Raw genomic sequence first — 22,502 nt, 5'->3', positions numbered from 1 at the left:
ATGACCGAGAAGTCCCCCGAGAGTCCCACCAGGCAGACAGCCCAGGCCGCCGCGCGCGTCGCGCTCGACGACGCGATGGAGCTGGTGGCGTCGATGCGCTTCGCCATCGCGCTGCTGACGGTGCTGTGCATCGCCTCCGTGATCGGCACCGTCGTGCAGCAGCGCCAGCCGATGCCCAATTACGTCAACCAGTTCGGACCGTTCTGGTCGGAGCTGTTCGGCAAGTTCGACCTGTACACCGTCTACAGCGCATGGTGGTTCCTGCTGATGCTGGGTTTCCTGGTCGTGTCGACCAGCCTGTGCATTGCGCGCCATACGCCCAAGATCCTGCGCGACCTGAAGACCTACAAGGAGACGATGCGCGAGCAGTCGATCCAGGCCTTCAAGCACAAGGCGCTGGGTTACCTGCACATGAATCCGGAAGCCGCGCTGGGCCAGATCAACGCGTGGCTGAGCGCCGAGGGCTGGAAGGCCCGCGCGCAGGTGCGCAACGGCGGCGTCATGATCGGCGCGCGCAAGGGCTCGGCGCACAAGATCGGCTACCTGGCGGCGCATTCGGCCATCGTGCTGATCTGCCTGGGCGGGCTCTTCGACGGCGATCTGGTCGTGCGCGTCATGATGTGGGCGCAGGGCAAGCAGATCTACCAGGGCGACGACCTCACCCAGGTCACCGACATCAACCGCCTGACGCCGACCAATCCGAGCTTCCGCGGCAACCTGTACGTGCCGGAGGGCAGCCGCTCGTCGACGGCGCTGATCTCGATGCCCAGCGGCGTCGTGGTGCAGGACCTGCCCTTCGACGTGGAGCTGAAGAAGTTCATCGTCGAGTACTACGCGACCGGCATGCCCAAGCTGTTCGCCAGCGACGTGGTCCTGCACGACCGCCGCGACGGCACGTCGACCAAGGCGACGGTCAAGGTCAATGAGCCCGTGACCTACCGCGGCGTGACGCTCTACCAGAGCAGCTTCGAGGACGGCGGCTCCTCGCTGAAGCTGAAGCTGCGCGCGTTGCAGGCGGCGCACGACACGCCGCTGGACGGCAAGGTCAACGGCACGACGACGCTGACGGCGGACGGCGAGAAGTTCGGGCTCGAGTTCACCGGCCTGCGCGTCATCAACGTCGAGAACTTCGCCGACGACGGCAAGGACAAGAACGGCACCGACGTGCGCAAGGTGGACCTGGTCGGGCGGCTGGAACAGCACCTGGGCTCGGGCGCCAACCTCGAGGGCAAGAAGACGCTGCGCAACGTCGGCCCTTCGTTCAGCTACAAGCTGCGCGACGCCAGCGGCCAGGCGCGCGAGTACAACAACTACATGCTGCCGCTGGAGCTGGACGGCCACCGCGTGATCCTGCTCGGCGTGCGCGACACGCTGTCGGACAGCTTCCGCTACCTGCGCATCCCCGTGGACGGCAAGGACAGCATGGAAGGCTGGCTGGCGCTGCGGCGCGGGCTGGCCGATCCGGCGCAGCGGCTGCAGGCGGCCAGGCAGTACGCGCTGGGCGCCAGCCCGCCGGACAAGCCGGCGATGCAGGCGCAGCTGGAAGCGACCGCGCTGCGCACGCTGACGCTGTTCGCCGGCGCCGAGGGCCTGAAGGCCGACGCGCCCGCGCAGGGCGCGGCGGTGGGCGGCCTGCCGGCGCTGTCGCAGTTCATCGAGCGCGAGGTGCCCGAGGCCGAACGCGCCCGCGTGTCCGAAGTGCTGCTGCGCATCCTCAACGGCAGCCTGTTCGAGCTCCACAAGCAGGCCGAGGCGCAGCACGGCCGTCCGGCGCCCCAGCCGGGCGAGGCCACGCAGGCCTTCATGACGCAGTCGGTGATGTCGCTGTCGGACGCGATGTTCTACCCGTCGCCGGTCATCATCCAGCTGGACGACTTCCAGCAGGTGCAGGCCAGCGTGTTCCAGGTGACGCGCGCGCCGGGGCAGACCCTGGTCTACCTCGGAGCGGTATTGCTGATCATCGGCGTGTTTGCGATGCTCTACATCAAGGAACGTCGCCTGTGGCTGTGGCTGGAAGCCGCGCCGGGCCGCTCCGAACAGACCCGCGTCCGCATGGCGCTGTCCAGCAACCGCGATACCGCCGACCTGCCCGTCGAATTCGAATCGCTCAAGCAGCGCCTGCTGCATGAGGAGGCCTGACATGAACACCACCACCGCGGACTCGTCCCACCTGCCCTCGCAACTGCCGTCCCAGTTGCCGGGTTCCGGCGAGGCGACCCCGACACGCTCGCTGGTCATCGGCAAGCGCGGCTACTTCCAGGGACGCAACGCCTTCGACTGGATCTTCGCGGCGCTGGTGCTGATCAGCGCCGGCTTCGCGTTCAGCCGCTACAGCGCGTCGATGGATGTCTACGAGAAGGGCATCCTGGCCGGCGCCGCGCCCGCACTGATCGCGCTGGGCTGGTTCTGGCGGCCGCTGCGCCTGCTGTGCCTGATCGTGGGCGCGACCAGCCTCTTCGCCATCCAGCTCTACCTGCGCCAGACCGACGGGTTCGGCGCCGACCTCGCCGCGGGCGAGAAGGTCTTCTTCCTGAAGTACATGCTGTCCAGCCAGAGCGCGATCCTGTGGATGAGCGTGCTGGTGTGGATGAGCACGCTGTTCTACTGGCTGGGCTTCCTGCAGAAGTCGGGCCACAGCGCGGCGGAGGCGATCGGCACACGCCTGGCGTGGGGCGCCGTGGGCATGGCGCTGATCGGCACGATGGTGCGCTGGTTCGAGAGCCACCAGATCGCGCCCGACATCGGCCACATCCCGGTCAGCAACCTGTACGAGGTGTTCGTCCTCTTCACCTGGCTGACGACGCTGATGTACCTGTACTACGAGCAGCGTTTCGCGACGCGGGCGCTCGGCGCCTACGTGATGCTGGTGGTGAGCGCGGCGGTCGGTTTCCTGCTCTGGTACACGATGGCGCGCGAGGCCCACGAGATCCAGCCGCTGGTCCCGGCGCTGCAGAGCTGGTGGATGAAGATCCACGTGCCGGCGAACTTCATCGGCTACGGCAGCTTCGCGATGGCCGCGATGGTGGCGCTGGCGACGCTGCTGAAGACGGCGACGCCGCGCGCGCTGGTGATCGGCCTGATCGGCGTGCCGGTGGGGCTGGTGCTGGTGCTGGTGGGCTTCCGCTTCGGCGCGAACGTCTCGCCGGAGATCGCGACCGGACTGAACGGCTGGGCCGGCAAGATGGCCGGCGTGGCGGTGTTCCTGGCGGCCAGCGTCGCGCTGCGCGGCCCGCTGACGGCGCGGCTGCCGGCGCTGCCGGTGCTGGACGACCTGACCTACAAGTCGATCGCGCTGGGCTTCGCCTTCTTCACGATCGCGACCATCCTGGGCGCGTTCTGGGCGGCGGAAGCCTGGGGCGGCTACTGGAGCTGGGACCCGAAGGAAACCTGGGCGCTGATCGTCTGGCTGAACTACGCGGCCTGGCTGCACATGCGGCTGATCAAGGGCCTGCGCGGCGTGGTCGGCGCGTGGTGGGCGCTGATCGGGCTGCTGGTCACGACCTTCGCGTTCCTGGGGGTGAACATGTTCCTGTCGGGGCTGCACTCGTACGGGACGCTGTAAGGCCTCCTTCCCTCGACAGGGCGGCGCCGGGTTCGAACCGGGCGCCGCCCTGTTTCATTTGGAATGGGGCGCGGCCGCGGCGGGCGCCTCGAATCAGGGGGCCTTAAGCGCACCCTCATGAAAACCTTCAGCCAAACGCGTAAGGTTCGAACCTTCTTTCCCCCGAGGTCCGCCATGCATTTCCACAAGCCCCGCGACGGCCAGCGCATCCCGTCCTCCGAGATCACCTCCCGAGAGGTCTACGACAGCCGCCGCGACTGGTTGAAGTCGGCCGGCGCGCTCGGGCTGACCGGGCTGGGCCTGAGCGGCATGTCCGGCGCGGCGAGCGCGCAGACCGCCGGCCCCGGCAAGCTGGCGAAGCTGCCGGGGGTCAAGAGCACGGTGGCCGGCGCGACCGTGATGGAGAAGCTGACGGCCTACAAGGACGTCACCTCGTACAACAACTTCTACGAGTTCGGCACCGACAAGTCCGACCCCGCCGAGAACGCGCACACCCTCAAGCCCCGGCCCTGGTCCGTCGTCATGGAGGGCGAGTGCGCCAAGCCGGGCCGCTTCGGCCTGGACGACCTGCTGAAGGTCGCGCCGATGGAGGAACGCGTCTACCGCCTGCGTTGCGTCGAAGGCTGGTCGATGGTGATCCCCTGGGTGGGCTACTCGCTGGCCGAGCTGCTGAAGAAGGCGGAGCCGACGGGCAAGGCGAAGTACGTCGAGTTCACCACGCTGGCCGACAAGGCCCAGATGCCGGGCGTGCGCTCGGGCGTGCTGGACTGGCCCTATGTCGAAGGCCTGCGCCTGGACGAGGCGATGCATCCGCTGACGCTGATGGCCTTCGGCCTCTACGGCGAGGTGCTGCCCAACCAGAACGGCGCGCCGCTGCGCCTGGTGGTGCCGTGGAAGTACGGCTTCAAGTCGGCCAAGTCCATTGTCAAGATCCGCTTCGTCGAGAAGCAGCCGGTGAGCAGCTGGACCAAGGCGGCGCAACAGGAATACGGTTTCTTCTCCAACGTGAACCCGCAGGTCGACCACCCGCGCTGGAGCCAGGCCTCCGAGCGCCGCATCGGCGAGGACGGCCTCTTCGCCAAGCGTCGCCCGACGTTGATGTTCAATGGCTACGAGGCGCAGGTCGGTCAGCTGTATGCCGGCATGGACCTGAAGAAGAACTTCTGACACCGCCGCGTCTCCGATCATGAGTGCCTCGCCCGCCGCGCCGTCCAGGACGCAGCCAGCCCCGCCCACGCCTCGGCGCGCGCCTGCGAAACGCCATCCGCTGCTGCATCCGGCGGCGAAGGTCGTGCTATTCGTTCTGTGCCTGCTGCCGCTGAGCTGGTACGTCTTCGGCGCGATCGCGCAGCCGGATCTGCTCGGCGCGAATCCCGCGGAGACGCTGATCCGTGGCCTGGGCGACTGGACCCTGCGTTTCCTCTGGATCACGCTGGCGGTGACGCCGGTGCGGACCTGGACGAACCAGGCGGCGCTGGCGCGCTTCCGGCGGATGCTGGGGCTGTTCACCTTCTTCTACGCGAGCCTGCACCTGCTGGCCTACGGCTGGCTCGACAAGAGCCTGGACCTGGCCGACATCCTGCGCGACATCGCCAAGCGGCCCTTCATCCTGATGGGCTTCGTCGCGTGGCTGCTGCTGGTGCCGCTGGCGGCGACCTCGTTCAACCGGGCGATCAAGGCGCTGGGCGCGGCACGCTGGCAGATGCTGCACAAGCTCGTCTACGCGATCGCGCTCGTCGGGTTGATGCACTTCATCTGGATGCGCGCGGGGAAGAACAACTTCGCCGAGCCGATCGTGTATGGGTCGATCCTGGCGGTGCTGCTGGGATGGCGGGTGTGGAAGCGGGTGAGACGCTGAGATGAGCTGAGCTGATCGAGCGGCCGCCAACACGCCGCTATGCTCGACGCCCATGCTGAGTCTTCATCCTGTCTCCGAGCGCGACCTCGCCGATCTGCGCCGCTTCGAATTCGACAACCGCGCGTTCTTCGAGGCCCACATCAATGCACGGGCCACGTCGTACTACGCCGACGGTGGCATCGAGTCCGCCATCGCGTCCGCGCGTCGCGAGGCCGAAGCGGACACGGGGCATCAGTTCCTGATCCGCGGCATCGCGGGCGCGCTGATCGGCCGCATCAACCTGAGCCAGATCAAGCGCAAGCACTATCACTCATGCGAGCTTGGCTACCGCATCGCGGAGAGCGAGAACGGCAAGGGCTATGCGAAAGAGGCGGTGCGCCTGGTGCTCGACAAGGCCTTCGGCGAGCTGCGCCTGATCCGCGTCGAGGCCAAGGCGCGCGCCGGGAACGCCGGCTCGATCAAGGTCCTGCAGCGCAACGGCTTCACCGAGTTCGGGCGCTCGACGCGCAGCTTCCAGCTCCGTGACGAGTGGGAGGACATGGTGTATTTCGAGTGCCGCGCGCCGGGACGCTAGCAGCAAGGAGGGCGGCTTCAGGCGTCATGGGCGGCGATTTTGTCTGCCGTCGATACTCGCGCGGTCTTTATCGCCTCATCGCGTTTCATGACCGACCACGACGAGACCGCCCCTCCAAGAGAAGCCCCCAGCCGCGCGCCCGAGTTGCCACCCGCCATCGCGACAAAACTGGCCGGCTACGACTGGCACCGCAATCTCGTCGGCGAGGCCGGCGCGATCGTGCATCGCCTGCATCGGGCCGATGCACGGGCGCTCTACCTCAAGCACGGTGACGGCGACGCGGCGATCGCCATCGCCGACGAGTTCGCCCGCCTGCAGTGGTTCGCCGAGCGTTGGCCGGTGCCTCGCACCGAGCATTTCGAATGGTCGGACGGCACCGCCTGGTTGCTGACCCACGCCCTCCCCGGTCGCACGGTCTACGAATGGCTCGACGACGATCCGTCACGCGCCGCAGCGATCGTGACGTCCGTCGGTCGCTTCCTTCGCGGGCTGCACGACCTGCCGGTCCACACCTGCCCGTTCAACGCCAATCACCGACTGCAGCTCGACCTCGCCCGGAAGCGCCTCGACGCCGGCCTCATCGATGCCGACGACTTCGACGACGCGCGTCAGGGCTGGACGCCGCAACAGGTGTGGGAGGCGCTCGGTGCGATGCTGCCGCTCTCCGAGGATCCGGTGGTGAGCCACGGCGACTTCTCGCTCGACAACATCCTCATGAACGAGGATGGCGAAGTCGTCGGCGTCATCGACCTCGGCCATGCAGGCATCGCGGATCGCTACCGCGACCTCGCCATCCTGGCGAACTGCCTCGATGAATTCGGCCCCAAGCTCCGCGACACGCTGTTCAACGCCTACGGCATCGTCGAGCCCGACCTGCGCAAGCTCGAGTTCCACCTGCTGCTCGACGAGTGCTTCTGAGGCCGCGCTTCGGCGGCCTCGTCCGCTTCAGAGGTGTACGCCGCCCGACACCTCGATCCGCTGCCCGGTGACGAAGCGGTTGCCCTCGCTCACCAGCGCGGCGATCGCGCCGGCGATGTCCTCGGCGACGCCGAAGCGACCCAGCGGCGTCAGCGACGCGATGTGCTTCTGCAACTGCTCGTTCGAGCGCAACAGGCCGCCGCTGAAGTCGGTCGCCACGGCGCCCGGCGCGATGACATTCACCGCGATGCCCCGCGGTCCCAGCTCGGTCGCCAGGTAGCGCGACAGCACCTCCACCGCGCCCTTCACCGAGCTGTAGATAGCACGTTCCGGCACGTAGAAGCGCGCGGTGCCGCTGGAGATGTTGACGATCGACCCGGGGTTCGCGATCAGCGGCACCAACTGCTGCGTCAGGAAGAACACGCCCTTGAAGTGCACGTCGACCAGTTGATCGAACGCGTCGGGCGTCACCTGCAGCGTGGGCTGCGCCACCTGCACGCCGCCGTTGTTGATCAGAACGTCGAATCGCTCGCGGTGCCAGGTCTTGCCCAGCACGTCGCGGACACCGTCGACGAACGCCCCGAAGTCTTGGACGCGAGAGACGTCCAGCGGCAGCGCCACCGCGATGCGCCCGAGCGCACCGATCTCGCGGATGACCTCCTCGGCCTCTTCGCGGTGCGAGCGGTAAGTCACGATCACGTCGAAGCCGTCGCGGGCGAGCCGGAGGGCGGTGGCGCGGCCGATACCGCGGTTGGCGCCCGTGATCAGGGCGATGCGGGACGTCGTGGTCGGGATTCGGGTCATGTCGGGCTCCTGGTGTGCGGTGAAGAAGAAGCCCGAATGCTGAGCGCTTCGATCCGACAGATAAATCGCTCAATATCGACATCACTGTCCAAGTAAATTGCACAATTCGAGCATTCAGTCCGGAGAGCCCATGGACCGCATCGACGCCATGCACCTGTTCACGCGCATCGTGGACCTCGGCAGCTTCACCGCCGCCGCCGAGGAACTGGACCTGCCGCGCTCCAATGTGACCTACGCCGTCCAGGCCCTGGAAAAGCGGCTCGGCGCGCGGCTGCTGACGCGTTCGACGCGCCATGTGAGCCCGACGCCGGAGGGTCACCTCTACTACGAGCGCTGCCGCCGCGTGCTGGAAGAGGTCGAGCAGGCGGAGGCCGTGCTCGGCGAGGCCGCCCAGCAACCGCGTGGCCGGCTGCGCGTCGACCTGCAGGCCGGGCTGGCTGCGGCTTTCGTGTTCCCGCAGCTTGGCGACTTCTGCCGGCGCTATCCCGGCATCGAACTCATCGTCGGCACCGGGGACCGACTGGTCGATCTGGTCCGAGAGGGCGTCGACTGCGTGCTGCGCGGCGGCACTCCGCAGGAGTCGGGACTGGTGGCACGGCGCATCGCGGACCTGCCGTCCATCACCTGCGCCAGCCGCGACTACCTCGCCACGCACGGCGTGCCGACGAGCATCGACGCGTTGCGCCAGCATCAGGCGGTGAACTTCCAGTCCAGCGCCACGGGCCGCGTCGCGCCATTCGAGTTCCTTGTCGAGGGCAGGGCGCAGACGCTCACGCTGCGCGGCCCGGTCTGCGTGACTTCGGCACCGGCCTACCGCGCCTGCTGCCTGCAGGGATTGGGGCTCATCCAGTGCCCACGCTTCGGCGTCGCGTCGCTGCTGGCATCGGGCGATCTCGTGGAGCTGCTCCCGGACACCCCGCCTCCGCCAATGCCGGTCTCCGTGATGTTCCCGAAGCAGCGCCAGATGATGCCGCGCGTGCGGGTGTTCATCGACTGGGTGGTGGAACGTGTACAGGAAGGTTTGGCAGCGGAGCCCGGCGCGGCAAGGCCCCCGGCGACCCTGTCCGGCGCTCATCCGGGATAATCGCCGGTTTTCTCCGGCGCCTTGCGGCCATCGCAACGCCCGCCGCCAGCCGCCAGCCGCCCGCCTTCCCATGTCCCAGACCACGCCCGACCGACTGCCCGCCAGCCTGCCCGCGCTCGTCGACGCCGCCATCATCGGCGGCGGTCCGGCGGGCTGCAGCGCCGCGAGCTGGCTCACGCAGCTGGGCTTGAGCGTCGCGCTGATCGAGCGCGCCCCGCGCCTGTGCGACAGCCTGCGGCCGCTCGATTACAAGCAGGATTGGCTGCTCGGCGCGCCCGGTGAATCGCTGGCCGCGCTGGGCGAGCGCTACGCCCACCACGCCACCGCGCAACCCGGCGTGCACACGGTGCTGGGCCAGACCATCAACACCCTCGACTGGCAGGCCGAACAGGGCTGGACGCTCTACTTCGACGGCGGTCCCGCCTTCGCCGCGCAGGCCGGCGAAACCGCCGAGCCCGCCGCCACTGGCGGACTGCGCCCGCTGCGGGCCCGATCGCTGCTGCTCGCCACCGGCCTGACGCCGCGCCATCCGTCGCCCCTCTATCCAGAACGGGACCGCCACGACCGCGTGCTCGACGCCATCGAGCTGACCGCCGTCCGCGACCGCTTGAAGCCGGGCAAGGTGCTGCTGCTGGGCGGCGGCGACAACGCCATCGAGAACGCCCTCTACCTGGCCGGTCGCGGTCATGCGGTCACGCTGTGGTCGCGCTCGGAATGGCGCGCGCAGAGTCACCTGATCCAGCAGCTCGACGGCGCGCCAGGCCTGCGTCGCCGGCCCGCGCAATCCCTGCCGACCGCCGTGACCGCCTCGCCGGACGGCGTGACCGTCACGTCCAAGGCCTATGGCGAAGAGCGCTTCGACCACGTTGCCGTGCTGCTCGGCTACGAGCCCGCGCCGTCGGCCTGGCTGCTCGTCGCCGATGCGCTGCAGCGCGCCGGCGTCACCGCGCCGTCGCAGCCGTTCCGCGACGAACCGCGCTTCGGCGTGCTGGGCCTGTTCGTCGCCGGCGATGCCAGCGGCCGGCAGCATCCCTGCGTGCAGACCGCCCTTGGCGACGGCGTCGTCGCGGCCAAGCAGATCGAGTCCTTCCTGCGCCCGCTGCGCGAATCGCAGCCACCGCCGGCGCTGCGCCGCAACAACCGCCAGGTCATCCACATCAACGGGCTGCGCTTCGGCGCCAACCTCGGCGTGCTCGACTTCGAGCGCGAAGGCCCGCAGCCGATCCTCGTCGACGCGGAGATCAACCTCGGCGCCCAGACCATCGTCTCGCGCGACGCCGACATCGGCCACGTGCTCGACTACCGCCGTGTGCGCACGATCATCATCGACGAGTGCACCGCGGAACACACCGATCTGCTCGAGGCCCTGCTGGGCAAGCTCTGCGTCCGGCTGATGAAGCTGCCCGGCGTGGTGGGCGTGCGCATCAAGGTGACCAAGCTCGAAATCTTCCCCGACTGCCAGGTCGCGATCTCCGCCGAATGCGGCACCTGGTAGACCGCCCCCTACGCGCTGACGCGCGCCCCCTCAAGGGGGTGGGCCTGACGGCCCGGCACAGCCGGGTCCGCGGGCCCTGCTTGATTGAAGACATTGAGGACTGAACATGACTGACTCGACCACCGCCATCGAAGGCATTGATCTGGCGGCCGCGGATGCCGCGGCCAAGAAGCATGCGCACGAGATGAACAAGCTCTCGAAGCGCCTGCACCGACAGGTCGGCCAGGCGATCGGCGACTTCAACATGATCGAGGACGGCGACAAGGTCATGGTCTGCGTGTCCGGCGGCAAGGACAGCTACTCGCTGCTGGACATCCTGATCAACCTGCGCGACCGCGCGCCGATCAAGTTCAGCATCGTCGCCGTCAACCTCGACCAGAAGCAGCCCGGCTTCCCCGAAGACATCCTGCCCGCCTACCTGAAGTCGCGTGGCGTGGACTTCCACATCGAGGAGCAGGACACCTACTCCATCGTCAAGCGCCTCGTGCCCGAGGGCAAGACGACCTGCTCGCTGTGCTCGCGCCTGCGCCGCGGCATCCTGTACCGCGTGGCGGGCGAGCTCGGCGCGACCAAGATCGCGCTCGGCCACCACCGCGACGACATCGTCACCACGCTGATGCTGAACATGTTCTTCGGCAGCCGCATGAAGGGCATGCCCGCCAAGCTGGTCAGCGACGACGGCAAGAACGTCGTCATCCGGCCGCTGGCCTACGTGAAGGAATCGGACCTCGAGCGTTGGGCCGAGCACCGCGAGTTCCCCATCATTCCGTGCAACCTCTGCGGCAGCCAGCCCAACCTGCAGCGCGCCACCGTCAAGGCCATGCTGCAGGACTGGGACAAGCGCTTCCCGGGCCGCGTCGACAACATGTTCACCGCGATGGGCAACATCGTCACCTCGCACATGATGGACCGCGAGCTGTTCCCGTTCCAGACGATCAAGGCCACCGGCGCGCCTGTCGCCGACGGCGACATCGCCTTCGACGAGGACGAGCAGTGCGGCACCCCGGCGCCGGCCACCGGTGTCGTCAACTTCGTCCGTCCAGGGGCCAAGGGGCAAGTCCCGGCCCCCGTCGACGACGCGGGCGAGGCCTACTCGGCCGCCGACGACTGAGGTCGGCCCGGCGCGATGACGCGTCATGGACGCTCGGAAGCCCGGCCCGCGCCGGGCTTCGTGCTTTCCAACGAAGAGAAACCCGCCGCTTACCGCCCTGTCACGCAGTTCAAACGCGCGGGTCAACCGGCTCGGGCCACAATCGTTGCACTGTCACGCTCGCATCGACGTCAGATGAGGCGTCCATGGGACGTCACCGGGAGCGGCACCTGCCCCGATCGACGGCCACGAGCGGTATCCGACTGGAGGTCACCATGTTCACCTTGAATCGTCGAGTCGCCCTGTTGAGCCTGGGCGCCGCGGCCGCACTGTCGCTCGCCGGCTGCGCCGCCCTGAATACCGTGGTCGCGGATGCGCAGACCTTCGGCAGCTGGCCGGCGGGCCGTCAGCCCGGCAGCTTCGCCTTCGAGCGGCTGCCGTCGCAGCAGCGCAATGAAGCCAACCAGGCCTCGCTCGAGGACGCCGCCCGCGGCGCGCTGCTGAAGGCCGGCTTCACCGAATCCGCCGATCCGAAGGCCGCCGACATCGTCGTGTCGCTCGGCGCGCGCGTCACCCGCTCCGGCCCCGCGCCGTGGGACGACCCGCTGTGGTGGCGCTGGAACGGCAGCTACTGGGGCTGGCGCTACGGCCCGGCCTGGCGGCCGTATTACAGCCGCTGGGGCTACTCGTACCCGATGGATCCGATGATGGAGCGCCGCTACGACCGCGAGGTCGCCATGCTGCTGCGCGACCGCAAGACCAACGAGCCGCTGTATGAGGCGCGCGCCTCCAACGACGGCTTGACCGAAGGCGGGAAGGAGCTGTTCGGCGCGCTGTTCGAGGCCTCGATGACCGACTTCCCGCAGACCCGCCCCGAGCCGCACCGCGTGAGCGTGCAGCTGACGCCGTCGAAGTAGGACGGCCTGCGCCCGTGGGCGCCGGCAGGCACCCACAAGCGGCGACAACCGGTCACCGCGACGCCATGAAGTCCGTCGCGGGCGACCCCGATAATCGCGGTCTCTCCAACAGGGAACCGCGATTCTTCTTATGTCGCTGAACATCGTCGTCATGGCCGCGGGCAAGGGCACCCGCATGAAGTCCGGCCTGCCCAAGGTGCTGCACAAGCTGGCCGGCCGCGCGCTGCTCCAGCACGTGCTCGGCAACACCGCCGCGCTGGATGCCGACGCCCGCATCGTCATCACCGGCCACGGCGCCGAACAGGTCGAGGCGGCCGTCGGTGGCGAGGGGCTGCGCTTCGTGCGCCAGGAGCCTCAGCTCGGCACCGGCCACGCGATCCAGCAGACGGTCCCGGCGCTGGTCGCCGGCGGCACCACGCTGATCCTCAGCGGCGACACCCCGCTGATCAGCACCGCGACGACACGCGCGCTGGTCGAGGCCTGCGGCGGCGACAAGCTCGTGCTGCTGACCATCGAATACGCCGACCCGACCGGCTACGGCCGCATCGTCCGGGGCGGCGAGCAGATCAAGGCGATCGTCGAGCACAAGGACGCCAGCGACGCGCAGCGTCGCCTGCGCGAGTGCTACACCGGCATCATGGCCGCGCCGACCGAGGCGCTGAAGCGCTGGGTCGGTCAGTTGAACAACAACAACGCGCAGGGCGAGTACTACCTGACCGACATCGTCGCGATGGCGGTGGCCGAGGGCATCTCCGTCGTCGGCGTGAAGACGCAGGACGAGACCGAAGTGCTGGGCGTCAACAGCCCCTCGCAGTTGGCGCAGTTGGAGCGCCGCTTCCAGCTCGCCCAGGCGGAGACGCTGATGACGGCGGGTGTGCGCCTCGCCGACCCTTCGCGCTTCGACCTGCGCGGCACGCTGAGCTGCGGCAAGGACGTCGAGATCGACGTCAACTGCGTCTTCGAAGGCCACGTGACGCTGGGCGACGGCGTGCGCATCGGCGCGAATTGCGTGATCCGCAACGCCACGATCGGCGCCAACGCCCGCATCCACGAATTCACCCACATCGACGGTGAAGCCGCCGGCGCCAGCGTCGGCGAGGGCGCGCTGATCGGCCCGTTCGCGCGGCTGCGCCCGGGCGCGCAACTGGGGGCCGAAGTCCACATCGGCAACTTCGTCGAGGTGAAGAACTCGACGCTGGCCAAGGGCGCCAAGGCCAACCACCTGGCCTACCTGGGCGATGCCACCGTCGGCGAACGCGTCAACTACGGCGCCGGCAGCATCACGGCCAACTACGACGGCGCCAACAAGCACCGCACGACCATCGGCGCGGACGTGCACGTGGGCTCCAACTGCGTGCTGGTCGCGCCGGTCACGCTGGGCGACGGCGCCACCATCGGCGGCGGCTCGACCATCACGAAGGATGTCGCTCCCGGCCAACTGGCTGTGGCGCGGGGCCGACAAACAGTGATTTCCGGCTGGAGCCGGCCCAGGAAGGGGAAGTGATTCACCCAAATCAGCGATGAAACGCCGTAAGCTGGGGCTGTTCGTGTCACGAAGTGTGACAAGTTCCCGTGATCAGGCTCCCTAGGCGTCTGCGCCGACGATGTTCCCCCCGAGCTATGGGAGGCGCATTTGCCGGTAGCAACCTAGCATTCGTGTCGTTGATTGGTTGAACCGCTGTTCCCCAGCTGAACTCTCATGGCGAACTCCAAGACCGCTTCTCCGCTGCTGCCCCAGGACGACGATCTCATCGCCGTCCCGCCGGCGTCTGCCGCGCTGGACGCGTTGGCGGACCGCTCGGATGATCCGGCCGCCCAGGCGGCCCGGTCCGAGGCGCTGGAACAGTTGGCGATGTCGCACGCGATGTGCGATCAGGCGGCGGACGCCTGCTTCTACCTGTGCCGCAGCCTGGGGCTGGCTCGCCAGCAACAGTCGCCGGATGCCGCGCCGGATCTGGAGCTGCTGTTCCAGCTGCTGGGCGCCCTGGCGGATCTGCCGGGTGAAGTGTCCGCGCTGCCGATGCCGGAAGGCGAAGCCGACGGCCTGGGCGTTGCCGAACTCTGTCATCAGCTGAGCGCCGCTCGCGAAATGACAACGGCCGCCTGGAACGAGGCGGCCGAGTTGGATGAGTCGGTGGCGGCGTGCCCGGCCGGTCCGGCGAGGGCTCTGCATTAAGTTCAGCGCTGTCGCTCGTGGCCAGCAATGAGCCGGCTGACGCGAGAGACCGAAAGTCCCAATTCCCGCGCAAGTTCAGTCATCGACTGACCGCCTTCGGTGTGCGCGCGGTACAGCGCCTCTTCCCGACTGCCGCTGGCCTTGAGCCAATCGCCCCAGCGTCGTGGACGCGGCGTACGGGGCGGGTGCTCGCTCAGCCGCACGGTGCGTTGAACAAACGCCGCATCACCCAGGAAGATCTGGTGCCGCAACTGGCCCCAGATATCGAGGTCAGGCTCGGCCTCCACGATCGCCTGATAACGCTGCGCCGCCTTGCGACGGTCGGCCGCGTTCTGCGGCACACGCCCCAGGACGTTCGTCCATAGCCCATCGATCTCGAGCCAGTCCGGCGCGGTCACCAGCCCGGCGTGTGCCTGCAGGCTGCTCCAGCGCCAGGCCGTCGGCGACGATGCCAACCCGGACCGCCGCCCGATCAGCTCCACGTAGCGGCAGGCATCCAGCAACAGATGCTCGCGATCCACCAGCACCGCCTTGAACCGCCCTTGGAAGACGTGTCCGAACTGCCCATGCCGCCGGTTGTGCGCCTGGGTGTACACGCCGTTCAGATGGCGCATCAGTCGGGAGAGATTCGCCTGCCGCGTGAACAGCAGCAACTCGTAGTGCTCACGGCCCAGCCCGTAGGCGAGCACCTGGGCGTCGAACCGGTCCGCCGCCTGCTCGATGAGCCCGAGCAGCGTCTGACGATCCTCGTCGTCGGCGAAGACGGGGGCGTCGGCACGTGTGGCCACGTGATAGACGGCGCCGGGGAATTCGATGCGAAGAGGCCTGGCCATGCCCAATAACTAGGCGATGACCGCACAAAAGACAAGCGCCCGGGCCGGGATTCGAGCTCGGGCGCAAGACTTGACCCCTGATCACGGGGCCTGAGCGCGTGCTGCACTGCGGGACGCGCGCCTCGTTGAGGTCTTCCGATAGCCGGAGCGCTATCGGGGGTCAGGACTCAACAGCAAAACCTGGAACCCGGAATCGCTGCCTATGCATGGATCCCGCGGCGCCGATTCAGCTCTTGCCGAGGGACTCCAGCACCTTCATCACGGCGTCCTCGCCCATGTTGCGCGCGTCGGCGAGTTCGCCGCCCTTGGTCGTGCCCAGCACCTGGCCGTCGGTCCCGAGCACCGCGACGGTCGGGATGCCCTTCTTCAGCGTCACGCCCATCTGGTTGGCGACGTCGACGTTCTTGTCGAAACGCCCGACGTTGACCTTGACCGTCACGAAGCGCTTGTCGACGGCGGTGCCGAGGTGGCCGTCACCGAAGCCCTTGTTCAGCGCCAGGCAGTCCTTGCACCAGTTGGCGCCGTAGACCACCAGCACCTGCTTGCCGTCCTTGGCGGCGCGGGCGACGGCCTTGTTGATGTCGGCGCGGGCGTCGGCCTGCTCGTCATAGGGACCAGGTCCCGAGATGGCGTCGGCGGCGTGAACCGAGGTCACGGACACCGCGGCGAGCGCGGCGGCGAACAGCAAGGAGGCGGTGCGGCGTTTCATGACACCGGAGTTTGCCACCAGGCGGCAAGACCGTGGCGGCCGCGAGGCCCCAGAAACCGCCGCGAATGGACCGAAAGCCCGATGGCTTGGGGTACAAAGGCGGGCTTCGCACAAATCATCACTTTCAGGGAACGGACTCTTCCGCCATGGCCTCCAGCCTGCTTGCACTGCTCGACGACATCACCACGGTCCTGGACGACGTGGCCCTGCTCTCCAAGATGGCCGCCAAGAAGACGTCCGGCGTGCTCGGCGACGACCTGGCGCTCAATGCGCAGCAGGTCACCGGCGTCAGCGCCGACCGTGAGCTGCCGGTGGTCTGGGGCGTCTTCAAGGGCTCGATGCTCAACAAGGCCATCCTGGTCCCGGCCGCGCTGGCGATCAGCGCCTGGGCGCCCTGGCTGGTCACGCCGCTGCTGATGATCGGCGGCGCCTACCTCTGCTTCGAGGGGGTCGAGAAGCTCGCCCACAAGTGGCTGCACACCGCCGAGGACGACGCCCACGAGGCGGCGCTGTCCGAGGCGGTCAAGAACCCGGCCATCGACCTCGCCGCGCTGGAGCGCGACAAGGTCAAGGGCGCGATCCGCACCGACTTCATCCTGTCCGCCGAGATCATCGCGATCACGCTCGGCACGGTCGCGGACGCGACGTTCACGACGCGCGTGCTGGTGCTGTCCGGGATCGCCATCATGATGACGATCGGCGTCTACGGCCTGGTCGCCGGCATCGTCAAGCTGGACGACGCCGGCCTGTGGCTGAGCCGCAAGGCCGCCGCCTGGCAGCAGGCGCTGGGCCGCGGCCTGCTGTGGCTGGCGCCGTGGCTGATGAAGGCGCTGTCGGTGGCGGGCACGGCGGCGATGTTCCTGGTCGGCGGCGGCATCCTGACGCACGGCGCACCCTTCCTGCATCACGCGATCCAGCATGTCGTCGAAGCGCTGGGCGTGAGCGGCTTCGCGCGCACGATCGTCGAGGTGCTGGGCGACGCCATCGCCGGCATCCTGGCCGGCATCGTCATCGTCGCGGTGGTCACCGGTTTCCAGCGCCTGCGTCATCGCCGAGAATGACGCCCATGAAGACGCATCACATCGAAGTCCAGAAGTTCAAGGCCGCCACGAATTCGACCACCAGCGGCCTGGTGACCTTCAAGCTGGACGCCCTCGTCAAGGAACGCGAGCCGGTCGACGGCATCGAACCCAGCACCCTGCTCGTCATGACCGAGGCCAACGCCCGCGTGCTGATGGCGCTGCTCAAGACGCAGCTGACCGATATGGACGGCCGCAAGCCCAAGAGCCGTCACGGCCGCCACGGCTGACCTCGCCGCCCGTTCGCCGCCCGTTCGCCGCTCCCTAGCCACTTCTCGCCGCCCCTCGCCCGACTCTCCAGGATCCGACATGGACTTTCCGCAGTACCAGCCCGACAAGGCGCTCTACACCCCGCTGACCGACGACGAGCTGTCGGACCTGGACGACTTCCTGTCCGAGCTGGACAACGACGCCGCGATGAACATCGAGGCGCTGGACGGCTACCTCAGCGCGCAGCTGCTGAGCCCCCTGCCGCTGAGCGCCAAGCCCGGCGCCGAATGGATGAGCCCGGTGTGGGGCGGCGGCGATCCGTTCCCCAGCGGCAAGCAGCGCAAGAAGATCGCCCTGCTGCTGCTGCGCCACGTGCACAGCCTGTCGGTGCAGTGGACGTCCAAGCAGGACGAATGGGAGCCCATCTTCAGCGTCGCCGAGGAAGGCGAACAGCAGCTGGTGGACGCCGAGGACTGGTGCACCGGCTTCATGATCGGCGTCGACCAGGACGGCGAGGCCTGGACGCCGCTGTTCGACCACGTCAAGACGGCCGCGGCGCTGGCGCCGATCGCGCTGCTGGGCGGCGACGAGAGCCAGCTCAGCGCCGAGGACCAGGACAAGCTCACCGACCTGCACTGGCGCGACGCGCTCAGCCGCGAAGTGCCGGAAGGCGTGCTGACGCTGTGGACACTGCGCACGCAGGCCGAGTGAGCGCCTGATCGCCCGACCGCCCGAACGCCAGCGCACCTGAACGCGAGAGCACCTGACCTCCTGCCCGGTCCACCGGCCGGGCGCTCTTTCCCTCTTTCGCCGCCGATTCCGATGAAGCGCAACTTCCCGTTCGCGGTGCTGGCCACCGCCGCCTTGCTGACGATCGCCGGCTGCGGCACCAACGTCGTCAATCCGGTCACCGGCCGCACCGAACGCAGCGCGATGAGCCCGCAGCAGGAAGTCGCGACGGGCCGTCAGGCGCATCAGGACGTGCTCAAGGAGTATTCGGTCGTCGACGACCCGAAGCTGCAGGCCTACGTCACCGCGCTGGGCAACAAGCTGGCGGCGCAGTCGCACCGGGCGGAACTCGAATGGCACTTCACCGTCCTCGACAGTCCGGAGGTCAACGCCTTCGCGCTGCCCGGCGGCTATGTCTACGTCACGCGCGGCATCCTCGCGTACATGGAGAACGAGGCCGACCTCGCCGGCGTCATGGGGCACGAGATCGGCCATGTCACGGCGCGGCACGGCGCGCAGCGCGCGACGCGCCAGCAGAACGCCGGCATCGGCGTGCTGGCGGCGACGGTGCTCGGCGCGGTCCTCGAATCGCGCGGCATCAGCGGTGCCACGGACATCGCGGGTCAGGTCTCGCAGAACGCCGCGGCGGGCTACGTCGCCTCGTACAGCCGTGAACAGGAACTGCAGGCCGACCAGCTCGGCGCCGAGTACCTCGCGCGCAACCGCTACGACCCCAGGCACATGGTCGACGTGATCCAGGTCCTGAAGGACCAGGAGCAGTTCGCGGCCGACCAGGCCAAGGCACAAGGCAAGCAGCCGCAGAGCGGCAACAGCTGGCTGGCCTCGCACCCGAGCAACGAGCAGCGCCTGCAGCGCATCCGCGACGAGGCGGCGCAACTGACCGGCGACCAGCCGGTCGACGAGAACCGCGCGGCCTTCCTGCAGGCGATCGACGGCATGGTCTTCGGCGACAGCCCCTCGCAGGGGCTGGTGCGTGGACAGCAGTTCCTGCATCCGACGCTGGACATCGCGCTGACGGCGCCCACGGGCTGGGCGCTGCAGAACGGCAGCGAGACGCTGACGGTGATGAGTCCGCAACGTGATGCGGCGCTGATCCTGCAGCCGGCCGGAGAAGGCCGGCACGGTGCACGACGACATCCTGCGCCGCTGGGGCGCGGAACAGGGCCGCACCGACGCGAAGACGATCAACGGCCTGAAGGCCACGCACTTCAGCGGCGTGCGCAAGAACGCGCAGGGCCAACGCGGCAATGCCGAGATCACGCTGATCACGAGCGCCAAGGGCGCGGTGTACGCGCTGGTCTATGCAGCGAAGGACGGCCAGTCCTTGCAGGCGCGGCGAGCCGCGCTCACGCAGGCGGAGGAGAGCTTCCGCGCGCTGACCGCCGATGACAAGAAGTTGGCCAGGCCCTGGAAGGTTGCACTGCGGCCCTACCCGGCCGGCGGCTTCGCCGAGATGGCGAAGGCCTCGGTGATCCCCGAGGCGCAGTTGAAGCTACTCAACGGCCGCTACGGTGGTGAAGCGCTGCCGAAGGTCGGCGAACGCGTGAAGACAGTCGTCGCGGCGCCCTGAGCCCGAGAAACGACAAGCCCCGCAGTCCTCGGTAGCAAAACCGATGAAGTGCGGGGCTGATGGGGGACGGCAGGTCGCAGGGTTTTGGCGCTGGCCGCCAAGGCCCTGCGACCTGGCGGCCAACGCCCCGCCCTCTGCAGGTAGGCGTCGACCCGCCGCCCGCCACGGCATCACTTCTGCTGTGCCGCCCCCAGGTTCCGCAACCAGAACTGCTCGTACTTCCGATGCCAGCCCACGGCCTTCACCGCGCCGCCGAGCGCGTGCTCGCCGTCCGGATCCAGGAAGAGTTCGACGAGCCCTTCCTTGCCTGATTCCAGCAGCGCGCGGTACACGTTGACGGTGTCCTGGTAGAGGACGTTGGGGTCCTGCATCCCGTGCACCAGCAGCAGCGGCTTCTTGAGGTTCTTGGCCAGCGGCAGCAACGAGTATTTGCGCAACACCGGCTTGGTCCGGTCGACCTTGCCGATGGTGCGTCCGCTGTACCAGCTGTTGTAGTTCTCCCATTCCGTCGGGCCTGCGCCCGCGATGCCGGCCGCGAACAGCTCGGGCTTGGTGTACATGGTGTACTGGGTCTGGAAGCCGCCGAAGCTCCAGCCGTTCAAGCCGATGCGCGCGCCGTCGACGCCCAGGTTGGCCTTCATGTAGGCGACCAGGTCCTCGAGGTCTTCGGTCTGCGGCGCGCCCGGCTTCTCCCAGTTGGCGTCGGCGAACTTCTCGCCGTAGTTGGAGTGGCCGCGCGGGTCCACCGTCACCGTGACGTAGCCGTGCTTGGCGGCCATGTACATCGCGAAGACGTAGCCGGTCGGCTGGAAGCTGTCGGTCTCGACCGAATGGCGGTCGTTGAGCGGACCGCCGTAGGTGTAGACGATCGCCGCGCGCTTGTCGGTCGGTGCCCAGCCCAGCGGCTTGAAGACATAGGCGGGGATGGTGTCGCCATGGCGGTTCTTGAAGCTGAAGCGCTCCGGCCGCAGCACGTCCAACTGCGCCCAGGCGGGATCGTGGCTCTGCGTCAGCAGCTTGCCCGCTTCCGCGCCGGCAGCAGGCGCCTGGCCCTTCAACAGCTTGAGTTCCGGACGCTCGGCCCAGTTGCCGGCGACCGCCGCGGCCCACTGGCCGTTGCGCGCCACGACCGCGTTGCGGTGGTAGTCCGGCGAGCGGCCCAGCGCCGTCATGCGGCCGTCCTTCAAGTCGACGCGCCAGACGTTCATCGCCGCGTAGTCGTCCTTGTTGGCCACGACGAACATCGTCTTCGCGTCGGGCGTGAAGCCAAGCACCTGGAAGGCCTCGAACTCACCCGTCAGCAGCGGCTTCACCGCGCGGTCCGCGCCGGCCGCCAGGCTCATCGCGTAGGGCTGGCGCCAGCCGTTGTCCGCCAGGATCAGCACCAGCTGCTTCGAGTCCGGCGTGAACGACGGCGTCATCACGTTGACCAGCTCGTGGTGGATCGGCGCGCGGCGCTCCAGCACCATCTCGGGCTTGGCGTCGCCCGGCTTGCCGAGGTAGACGCGGAACTGGTCCTTCTCGCGCTCGAAGGTCGTGAACGCGTAGTAGCTGCCGTCGCGGGCCCACACGACCGGCGAGATCTCGAACCAGCTGTCGCCGCCCGGATGCGTGAACACCGGCTGCGGTTGCCGCTCCGGCGCGGCGCCGGGCGCCGGCACCTTGCGGACGTAGATCGCCATCGAGGGCACGCCACGCTTGTCGTCGGAGACCTCGCGGTCGACCTTCTTCGCGGTCGCCCAACGGTCGTTGAAGTTCATGATCTCGACCTGCCGGCCCGGCTTGGGCAGCGGCTTGCCGTCGGCGCCCACCAGCGGCGCGTTGGCGACCAGCGCCATCCAGCGGCCGTCCTCGCTCATCGCGGTCTGGGCGATCTTGAACTTGCGGTCCTCGTCGTCGGGGTTGAACAGCTCGCGGTTGATCACCTCGATGCCGGCCGTGGCCAGACGCACGCGCAGCACGCGGGTCTCGTCCTGCACGATCAGGAACTGGTCGTCCGGCGCATAGGCCACCGGCTTGAGCGTGCGACCGGTGGCGAGCAGCGGCTCGGCGCGCTCGCTGCCGGCCTTCCAGCGCAGCAGCTGGCCGCGGTAGGCCAGGACGAGTTCCTCGCCCTTGGACGCCCACACGAACTGCGCCACGCCGGGGTACAGGTCCTCCGGCTTGAGCTTCTCGCGCTCGCGCTTCTTCTTCAGCTCGTCGCGCAGCTCCCACAGCGCCATGTCCTTGGGATCCTTGGCCGGCTTCTTCGCCTCGGGCGCCGAGGCGCCGGAGGCGGGTGCCGCGGCGGCCGCCGGAGCATCGCCCCAGGCGGCCTTCTCGGCGGCCTTGCGGGTCTCGTCGCGGGCCTTGCGTTCGGCCAGCTCGACCTTCAGCGCCTCGATGGCCTTGCGCTCCCATTGCTCGAGGTCGACCGCCTCGCCGCGCAGGTAGGCGGCCTGCGCCTCCTCGCGCGCCTGGCGCTCGGCCAGTTCGTCGCGCTTCTGCTTGAGCTTCTTCGCGTAGCGGTCCAGGTTCTCGGGCGTCTCCACCGCCGCCATCAGCGTCGGCGACGTCAGGCGCAGCGTCTTGCCCGTCTGCGTGTCATGCACGTACAGGTCGCTGCCGGGCTCGCCGAACGGGTTCCACAGGTAAGCGACGTAACGGCCGCTCGCGCTGAACTTCGCGTCCTTGGCGGACTCGCCGCGATAGGGCTCGGCGCGGAACAGCTGTTCCAGCGTCAGCGGCCGGTTGGTCACGGCCACGGGCGCGGCCGAGGATGCCGGGGTGGTCTGTGCCAGCGAGCCTTCGCTCGCGCCCAGTCCCGTGGCCAGGGTCGCCAGCACCAGGGAAGTCAGGATCCATTGCTTCAATCGTTGCTCCACGCCCCGCAG

Annotated in this window: 21 protein-coding genes and 1 pseudogene; 18 read left to right on the top strand and 4 right to left on the bottom strand. The window is 68.5% G+C overall.

Going from position 1 to position 22,502, the window contains the following annotated elements:
* The 6 genes from ACQ4L4_RS26560 to ACQ4L4_RS26535 all read left to right on the top strand — a co-directional run bounded on the left by ACQ4L4_RS26560 (position 1) and on the right by ACQ4L4_RS26535 (position 6,912).
* Positions 1 to 2,139: a cytochrome c biogenesis protein ResB gene (locus tag ACQ4L4_RS26560; RefSeq protein ID WP_431101785.1), complete on the top strand. Its 2,139-nt coding sequence runs from the start codon at positions 1 to 3 to the stop codon at positions 2,137 to 2,139.
* Position 2,140: 1 nt separating this feature from the next.
* On the top strand, positions 2,141 to 3,562 hold the full coding sequence (gene ccsB, locus ACQ4L4_RS26555; RefSeq protein WP_431101784.1) for a c-type cytochrome biogenesis protein CcsB: 1,422 nt from the start codon (positions 2,141 to 2,143) through the stop codon (positions 3,560 to 3,562).
* A gap of 174 nt (positions 3,563 to 3,736) precedes the next feature.
* On the top strand, positions 3,737 to 4,729 hold the full coding sequence (gene msrP, locus ACQ4L4_RS26550) for a protein-methionine-sulfoxide reductase catalytic subunit MsrP (RefSeq protein WP_431101782.1): 993 nt from the start codon (positions 3,737 to 3,739) through the stop codon (positions 4,727 to 4,729).
* Positions 4,730 to 4,748: 19 nt separating this feature from the next.
* Complete coding sequence (locus ACQ4L4_RS26545; protein WP_431101781.1) at positions 4,749 to 5,420, top strand: sulfite oxidase heme-binding subunit YedZ; 672 nt, start codon at positions 4,749 to 4,751, stop codon at positions 5,418 to 5,420.
* Between the two features lie 52 nt (positions 5,421 to 5,472).
* On the top strand, positions 5,473 to 5,994 hold the full coding sequence (locus ACQ4L4_RS26540; protein WP_431101780.1) for a GNAT family N-acetyltransferase: 522 nt from the start codon (positions 5,473 to 5,475) through the stop codon (positions 5,992 to 5,994).
* 87 nt (positions 5,995 to 6,081) lie between these two features.
* On the top strand, positions 6,082 to 6,912 hold the full coding sequence (locus ACQ4L4_RS26535) for an APH(3') family aminoglycoside O-phosphotransferase (protein WP_431101778.1): 831 nt from the start codon (positions 6,082 to 6,084) through the stop codon (positions 6,910 to 6,912).
* 27 nt (positions 6,913 to 6,939) lie between these two features.
* Here ACQ4L4_RS26535 and ACQ4L4_RS26530 read toward each other — a convergent pair whose 3' ends face one another.
* Positions 6,940 to 7,716 (bottom strand): SDR family NAD(P)-dependent oxidoreductase, encoded by a 777-nt coding sequence (locus tag ACQ4L4_RS26530; RefSeq protein ID WP_431101776.1) that lies wholly within the window; start codon positions 7,714 to 7,716, stop codon positions 6,940 to 6,942.
* Positions 7,717 to 7,846: 130 nt separating this feature from the next.
* Between ACQ4L4_RS26530 and ACQ4L4_RS26525 the strand changes: the two genes are divergently transcribed.
* The 7 genes and pseudogenes from ACQ4L4_RS26525 (at position 7,847) to ACQ4L4_RS26495 (ending at position 14,478) form a co-directional block, all read left to right on the top strand.
* On the top strand, positions 7,847 to 8,800 hold the full coding sequence (locus ACQ4L4_RS26525) for a LysR substrate-binding domain-containing protein (protein ID WP_431101775.1): 954 nt from the start codon (positions 7,847 to 7,849) through the stop codon (positions 8,798 to 8,800).
* Between the two features lie 70 nt (positions 8,801 to 8,870).
* Positions 8,871 to 9,842: pseudogene (locus ACQ4L4_RS26520) on the top strand (FAD-dependent oxidoreductase); the annotation flags it as partial.
* Between the two features lie 84 nt (positions 9,843 to 9,926).
* Positions 9,927 to 10,295: a dihydroneopterin aldolase gene (locus ACQ4L4_RS26515; protein ID WP_377161568.1), complete on the top strand. Its 369-nt coding sequence runs from the start codon at positions 9,927 to 9,929 to the stop codon at positions 10,293 to 10,295.
* A gap of 106 nt (positions 10,296 to 10,401) precedes the next feature.
* Complete coding sequence (gene ttcA, locus ACQ4L4_RS26510; protein WP_377157524.1) at positions 10,402 to 11,406, top strand: tRNA 2-thiocytidine(32) synthetase TtcA; 1,005 nt, start codon at positions 10,402 to 10,404, stop codon at positions 11,404 to 11,406.
* A 254-nt stretch (positions 11,407 to 11,660) separates the two neighbouring features.
* Positions 11,661 to 12,302 (top strand): DUF4136 domain-containing protein, encoded by a 642-nt coding sequence (locus ACQ4L4_RS26505; RefSeq protein ID WP_377157526.1) that lies wholly within the window; start codon positions 11,661 to 11,663, stop codon positions 12,300 to 12,302.
* 130 nt (positions 12,303 to 12,432) lie between these two features.
* Complete coding sequence (glmU, locus tag ACQ4L4_RS26500) at positions 12,433 to 13,806, top strand: bifunctional UDP-N-acetylglucosamine diphosphorylase/glucosamine-1-phosphate N-acetyltransferase GlmU (protein WP_431101773.1); 1,374 nt, start codon at positions 12,433 to 12,435, stop codon at positions 13,804 to 13,806.
* 195 nt (positions 13,807 to 14,001) lie between these two features.
* Positions 14,002 to 14,478, top strand: a complete 477-nt coding sequence (locus ACQ4L4_RS26495; protein WP_431101772.1) for a hypothetical protein — start codon at positions 14,002 to 14,004, stop codon at positions 14,476 to 14,478.
* 2 nt (positions 14,479 to 14,480) lie between these two features.
* Here ACQ4L4_RS26495 and ACQ4L4_RS26490 read toward each other — a convergent pair whose 3' ends face one another.
* Together ACQ4L4_RS26490 and ACQ4L4_RS26485 are read right to left on the bottom strand one after the other, a co-directional pair.
* Positions 14,481 to 15,311, bottom strand: a complete 831-nt coding sequence (locus tag ACQ4L4_RS26490; protein ID WP_431101771.1) for a transposase — start codon at positions 15,309 to 15,311, stop codon at positions 14,481 to 14,483.
* 226 nt (positions 15,312 to 15,537) lie between these two features.
* Entirely contained in the window at positions 15,538 to 16,020 is a 483-nt protein-coding gene (locus ACQ4L4_RS26485) for a thioredoxin family protein (RefSeq protein WP_431101770.1), read from the bottom strand.
* A 146-nt stretch (positions 16,021 to 16,166) separates the two neighbouring features.
* Between ACQ4L4_RS26485 and ACQ4L4_RS26480 the strand changes: the two genes are divergently transcribed.
* The 5 genes from ACQ4L4_RS26480 to ACQ4L4_RS26460 all read left to right on the top strand — a co-directional run bounded on the left by ACQ4L4_RS26480 (position 16,167) and on the right by ACQ4L4_RS26460 (position 19,629).
* Positions 16,167 to 17,081, top strand: a complete 915-nt coding sequence (locus tag ACQ4L4_RS26480; protein WP_431101768.1) for a DUF808 domain-containing protein — start codon at positions 16,167 to 16,169, stop codon at positions 17,079 to 17,081.
* Between the two features lie 5 nt (positions 17,082 to 17,086).
* A complete protein-coding gene (locus tag ACQ4L4_RS26475; RefSeq protein WP_377157536.1) occupies positions 17,087 to 17,329 on the top strand; it encodes a hypothetical protein in 243 nt (80 codons plus the stop codon).
* A gap of 79 nt (positions 17,330 to 17,408) precedes the next feature.
* Complete coding sequence (locus ACQ4L4_RS26470; protein ID WP_431101767.1) at positions 17,409 to 18,020, top strand: UPF0149 family protein; 612 nt, start codon at positions 17,409 to 17,411, stop codon at positions 18,018 to 18,020.
* Positions 18,021 to 18,131: 111 nt separating this feature from the next.
* Positions 18,132 to 19,448 carry a M48 family metalloprotease gene (locus ACQ4L4_RS26465; protein WP_431101766.1) on the top strand — a complete coding sequence of 439 codons (1,317 nt, stop codon included), beginning with the start codon at positions 18,132 to 18,134 and terminating at the stop codon, positions 19,446 to 19,448.
* Positions 19,449 to 19,455: 7 nt separating this feature from the next.
* A complete protein-coding gene (locus ACQ4L4_RS26460; protein WP_431101765.1) occupies positions 19,456 to 19,629 on the top strand; it encodes a hypothetical protein in 174 nt (57 codons plus the stop codon).
* 170 nt (positions 19,630 to 19,799) lie between these two features.
* Here ACQ4L4_RS26460 and ACQ4L4_RS26455 read toward each other — a convergent pair whose 3' ends face one another.
* The gene (locus ACQ4L4_RS26455; protein ID WP_431101764.1) at positions 19,800 to 22,481 is read right to left on the bottom strand and encodes a prolyl oligopeptidase family serine peptidase; all 2,682 of its coding nucleotides are present in this window, start codon (positions 22,479 to 22,481) and stop codon (positions 19,800 to 19,802) included.
* Positions 22,482 to 22,502 lie beyond the last annotated feature (21 nt).

This window comes from Roseateles noduli, from assembly GCF_050626985.1.
Taxonomy (GTDB): Bacteria; Pseudomonadota; Gammaproteobacteria; order Burkholderiales; family Burkholderiaceae_C; genus Roseateles; species Roseateles noduli_A.
The sequence above is the reverse complement of the archived record's forward strand: the minus strand, read 5'-3'. Positions and strand labels throughout refer to the sequence as shown.

Bases quoted from the DNA above. Each gene is read 5' to 3' on its own strand.
- ACQ4L4_RS26560 (WP_431101785.1), top strand. From the start codon at position 1: ATGACCGAGAAGTCCCCCGAGAGTCCCACCAGGCAGACAGCCCAGGCC.
- ccsB (WP_431101784.1), top strand. From the start codon at position 2,141: ATGAACACCACCACCGCGGACTCGTCCCACCTGCCCTCGCAACTGCCG.
- msrP (WP_431101782.1), top strand. From the start codon at position 3,737: ATGCATTTCCACAAGCCCCGCGACGGCCAGCGCATCCCGTCCTCCGAG.
- ACQ4L4_RS26545 (WP_431101781.1), top strand. From the start codon at position 4,749: ATGAGTGCCTCGCCCGCCGCGCCGTCCAGGACGCAGCCAGCCCCGCCC.
- ACQ4L4_RS26540 (WP_431101780.1), top strand. From the start codon at position 5,473: ATGCTGAGTCTTCATCCTGTCTCCGAGCGCGACCTCGCCGATCTGCGC.
- ACQ4L4_RS26535 (WP_431101778.1), top strand. From the start codon at position 6,082: ATGACCGACCACGACGAGACCGCCCCTCCAAGAGAAGCCCCCAGCCGC.
- ACQ4L4_RS26530 (WP_431101776.1), bottom strand. From the start codon at position 7,716: ATGACCCGAATCCCGACCACGACGTCCCGCATCGCCCTGATCACGGGC.
- ACQ4L4_RS26525 (WP_431101775.1), top strand. From the start codon at position 7,847: ATGGACCGCATCGACGCCATGCACCTGTTCACGCGCATCGTGGACCTC.
- ttcA (WP_377157524.1), top strand. From the start codon at position 10,402: ATGACTGACTCGACCACCGCCATCGAAGGCATTGATCTGGCGGCCGCG.
- ACQ4L4_RS26505 (WP_377157526.1), top strand. From the start codon at position 11,661: ATGTTCACCTTGAATCGTCGAGTCGCCCTGTTGAGCCTGGGCGCCGCG.
- glmU (WP_431101773.1), top strand. From the start codon at position 12,433: ATGTCGCTGAACATCGTCGTCATGGCCGCGGGCAAGGGCACCCGCATG.
- ACQ4L4_RS26495 (WP_431101772.1), top strand. From the start codon at position 14,002: ATGGCGAACTCCAAGACCGCTTCTCCGCTGCTGCCCCAGGACGACGAT.
- ACQ4L4_RS26490 (WP_431101771.1), bottom strand. From the start codon at position 15,311: ATGGCCAGGCCTCTTCGCATCGAATTCCCCGGCGCCGTCTATCACGTG.
- ACQ4L4_RS26485 (WP_431101770.1), bottom strand. From the start codon at position 16,020: ATGAAACGCCGCACCGCCTCCTTGCTGTTCGCCGCCGCGCTCGCCGCG.
- ACQ4L4_RS26480 (WP_431101768.1), top strand. From the start codon at position 16,167: ATGGCCTCCAGCCTGCTTGCACTGCTCGACGACATCACCACGGTCCTG.
- ACQ4L4_RS26475 (WP_377157536.1), top strand. From the start codon at position 17,087: ATGAAGACGCATCACATCGAAGTCCAGAAGTTCAAGGCCGCCACGAAT.
- ACQ4L4_RS26470 (WP_431101767.1), top strand. From the start codon at position 17,409: ATGGACTTTCCGCAGTACCAGCCCGACAAGGCGCTCTACACCCCGCTG.
- ACQ4L4_RS26465 (WP_431101766.1), top strand. From the start codon at position 18,132: ATGAAGCGCAACTTCCCGTTCGCGGTGCTGGCCACCGCCGCCTTGCTG.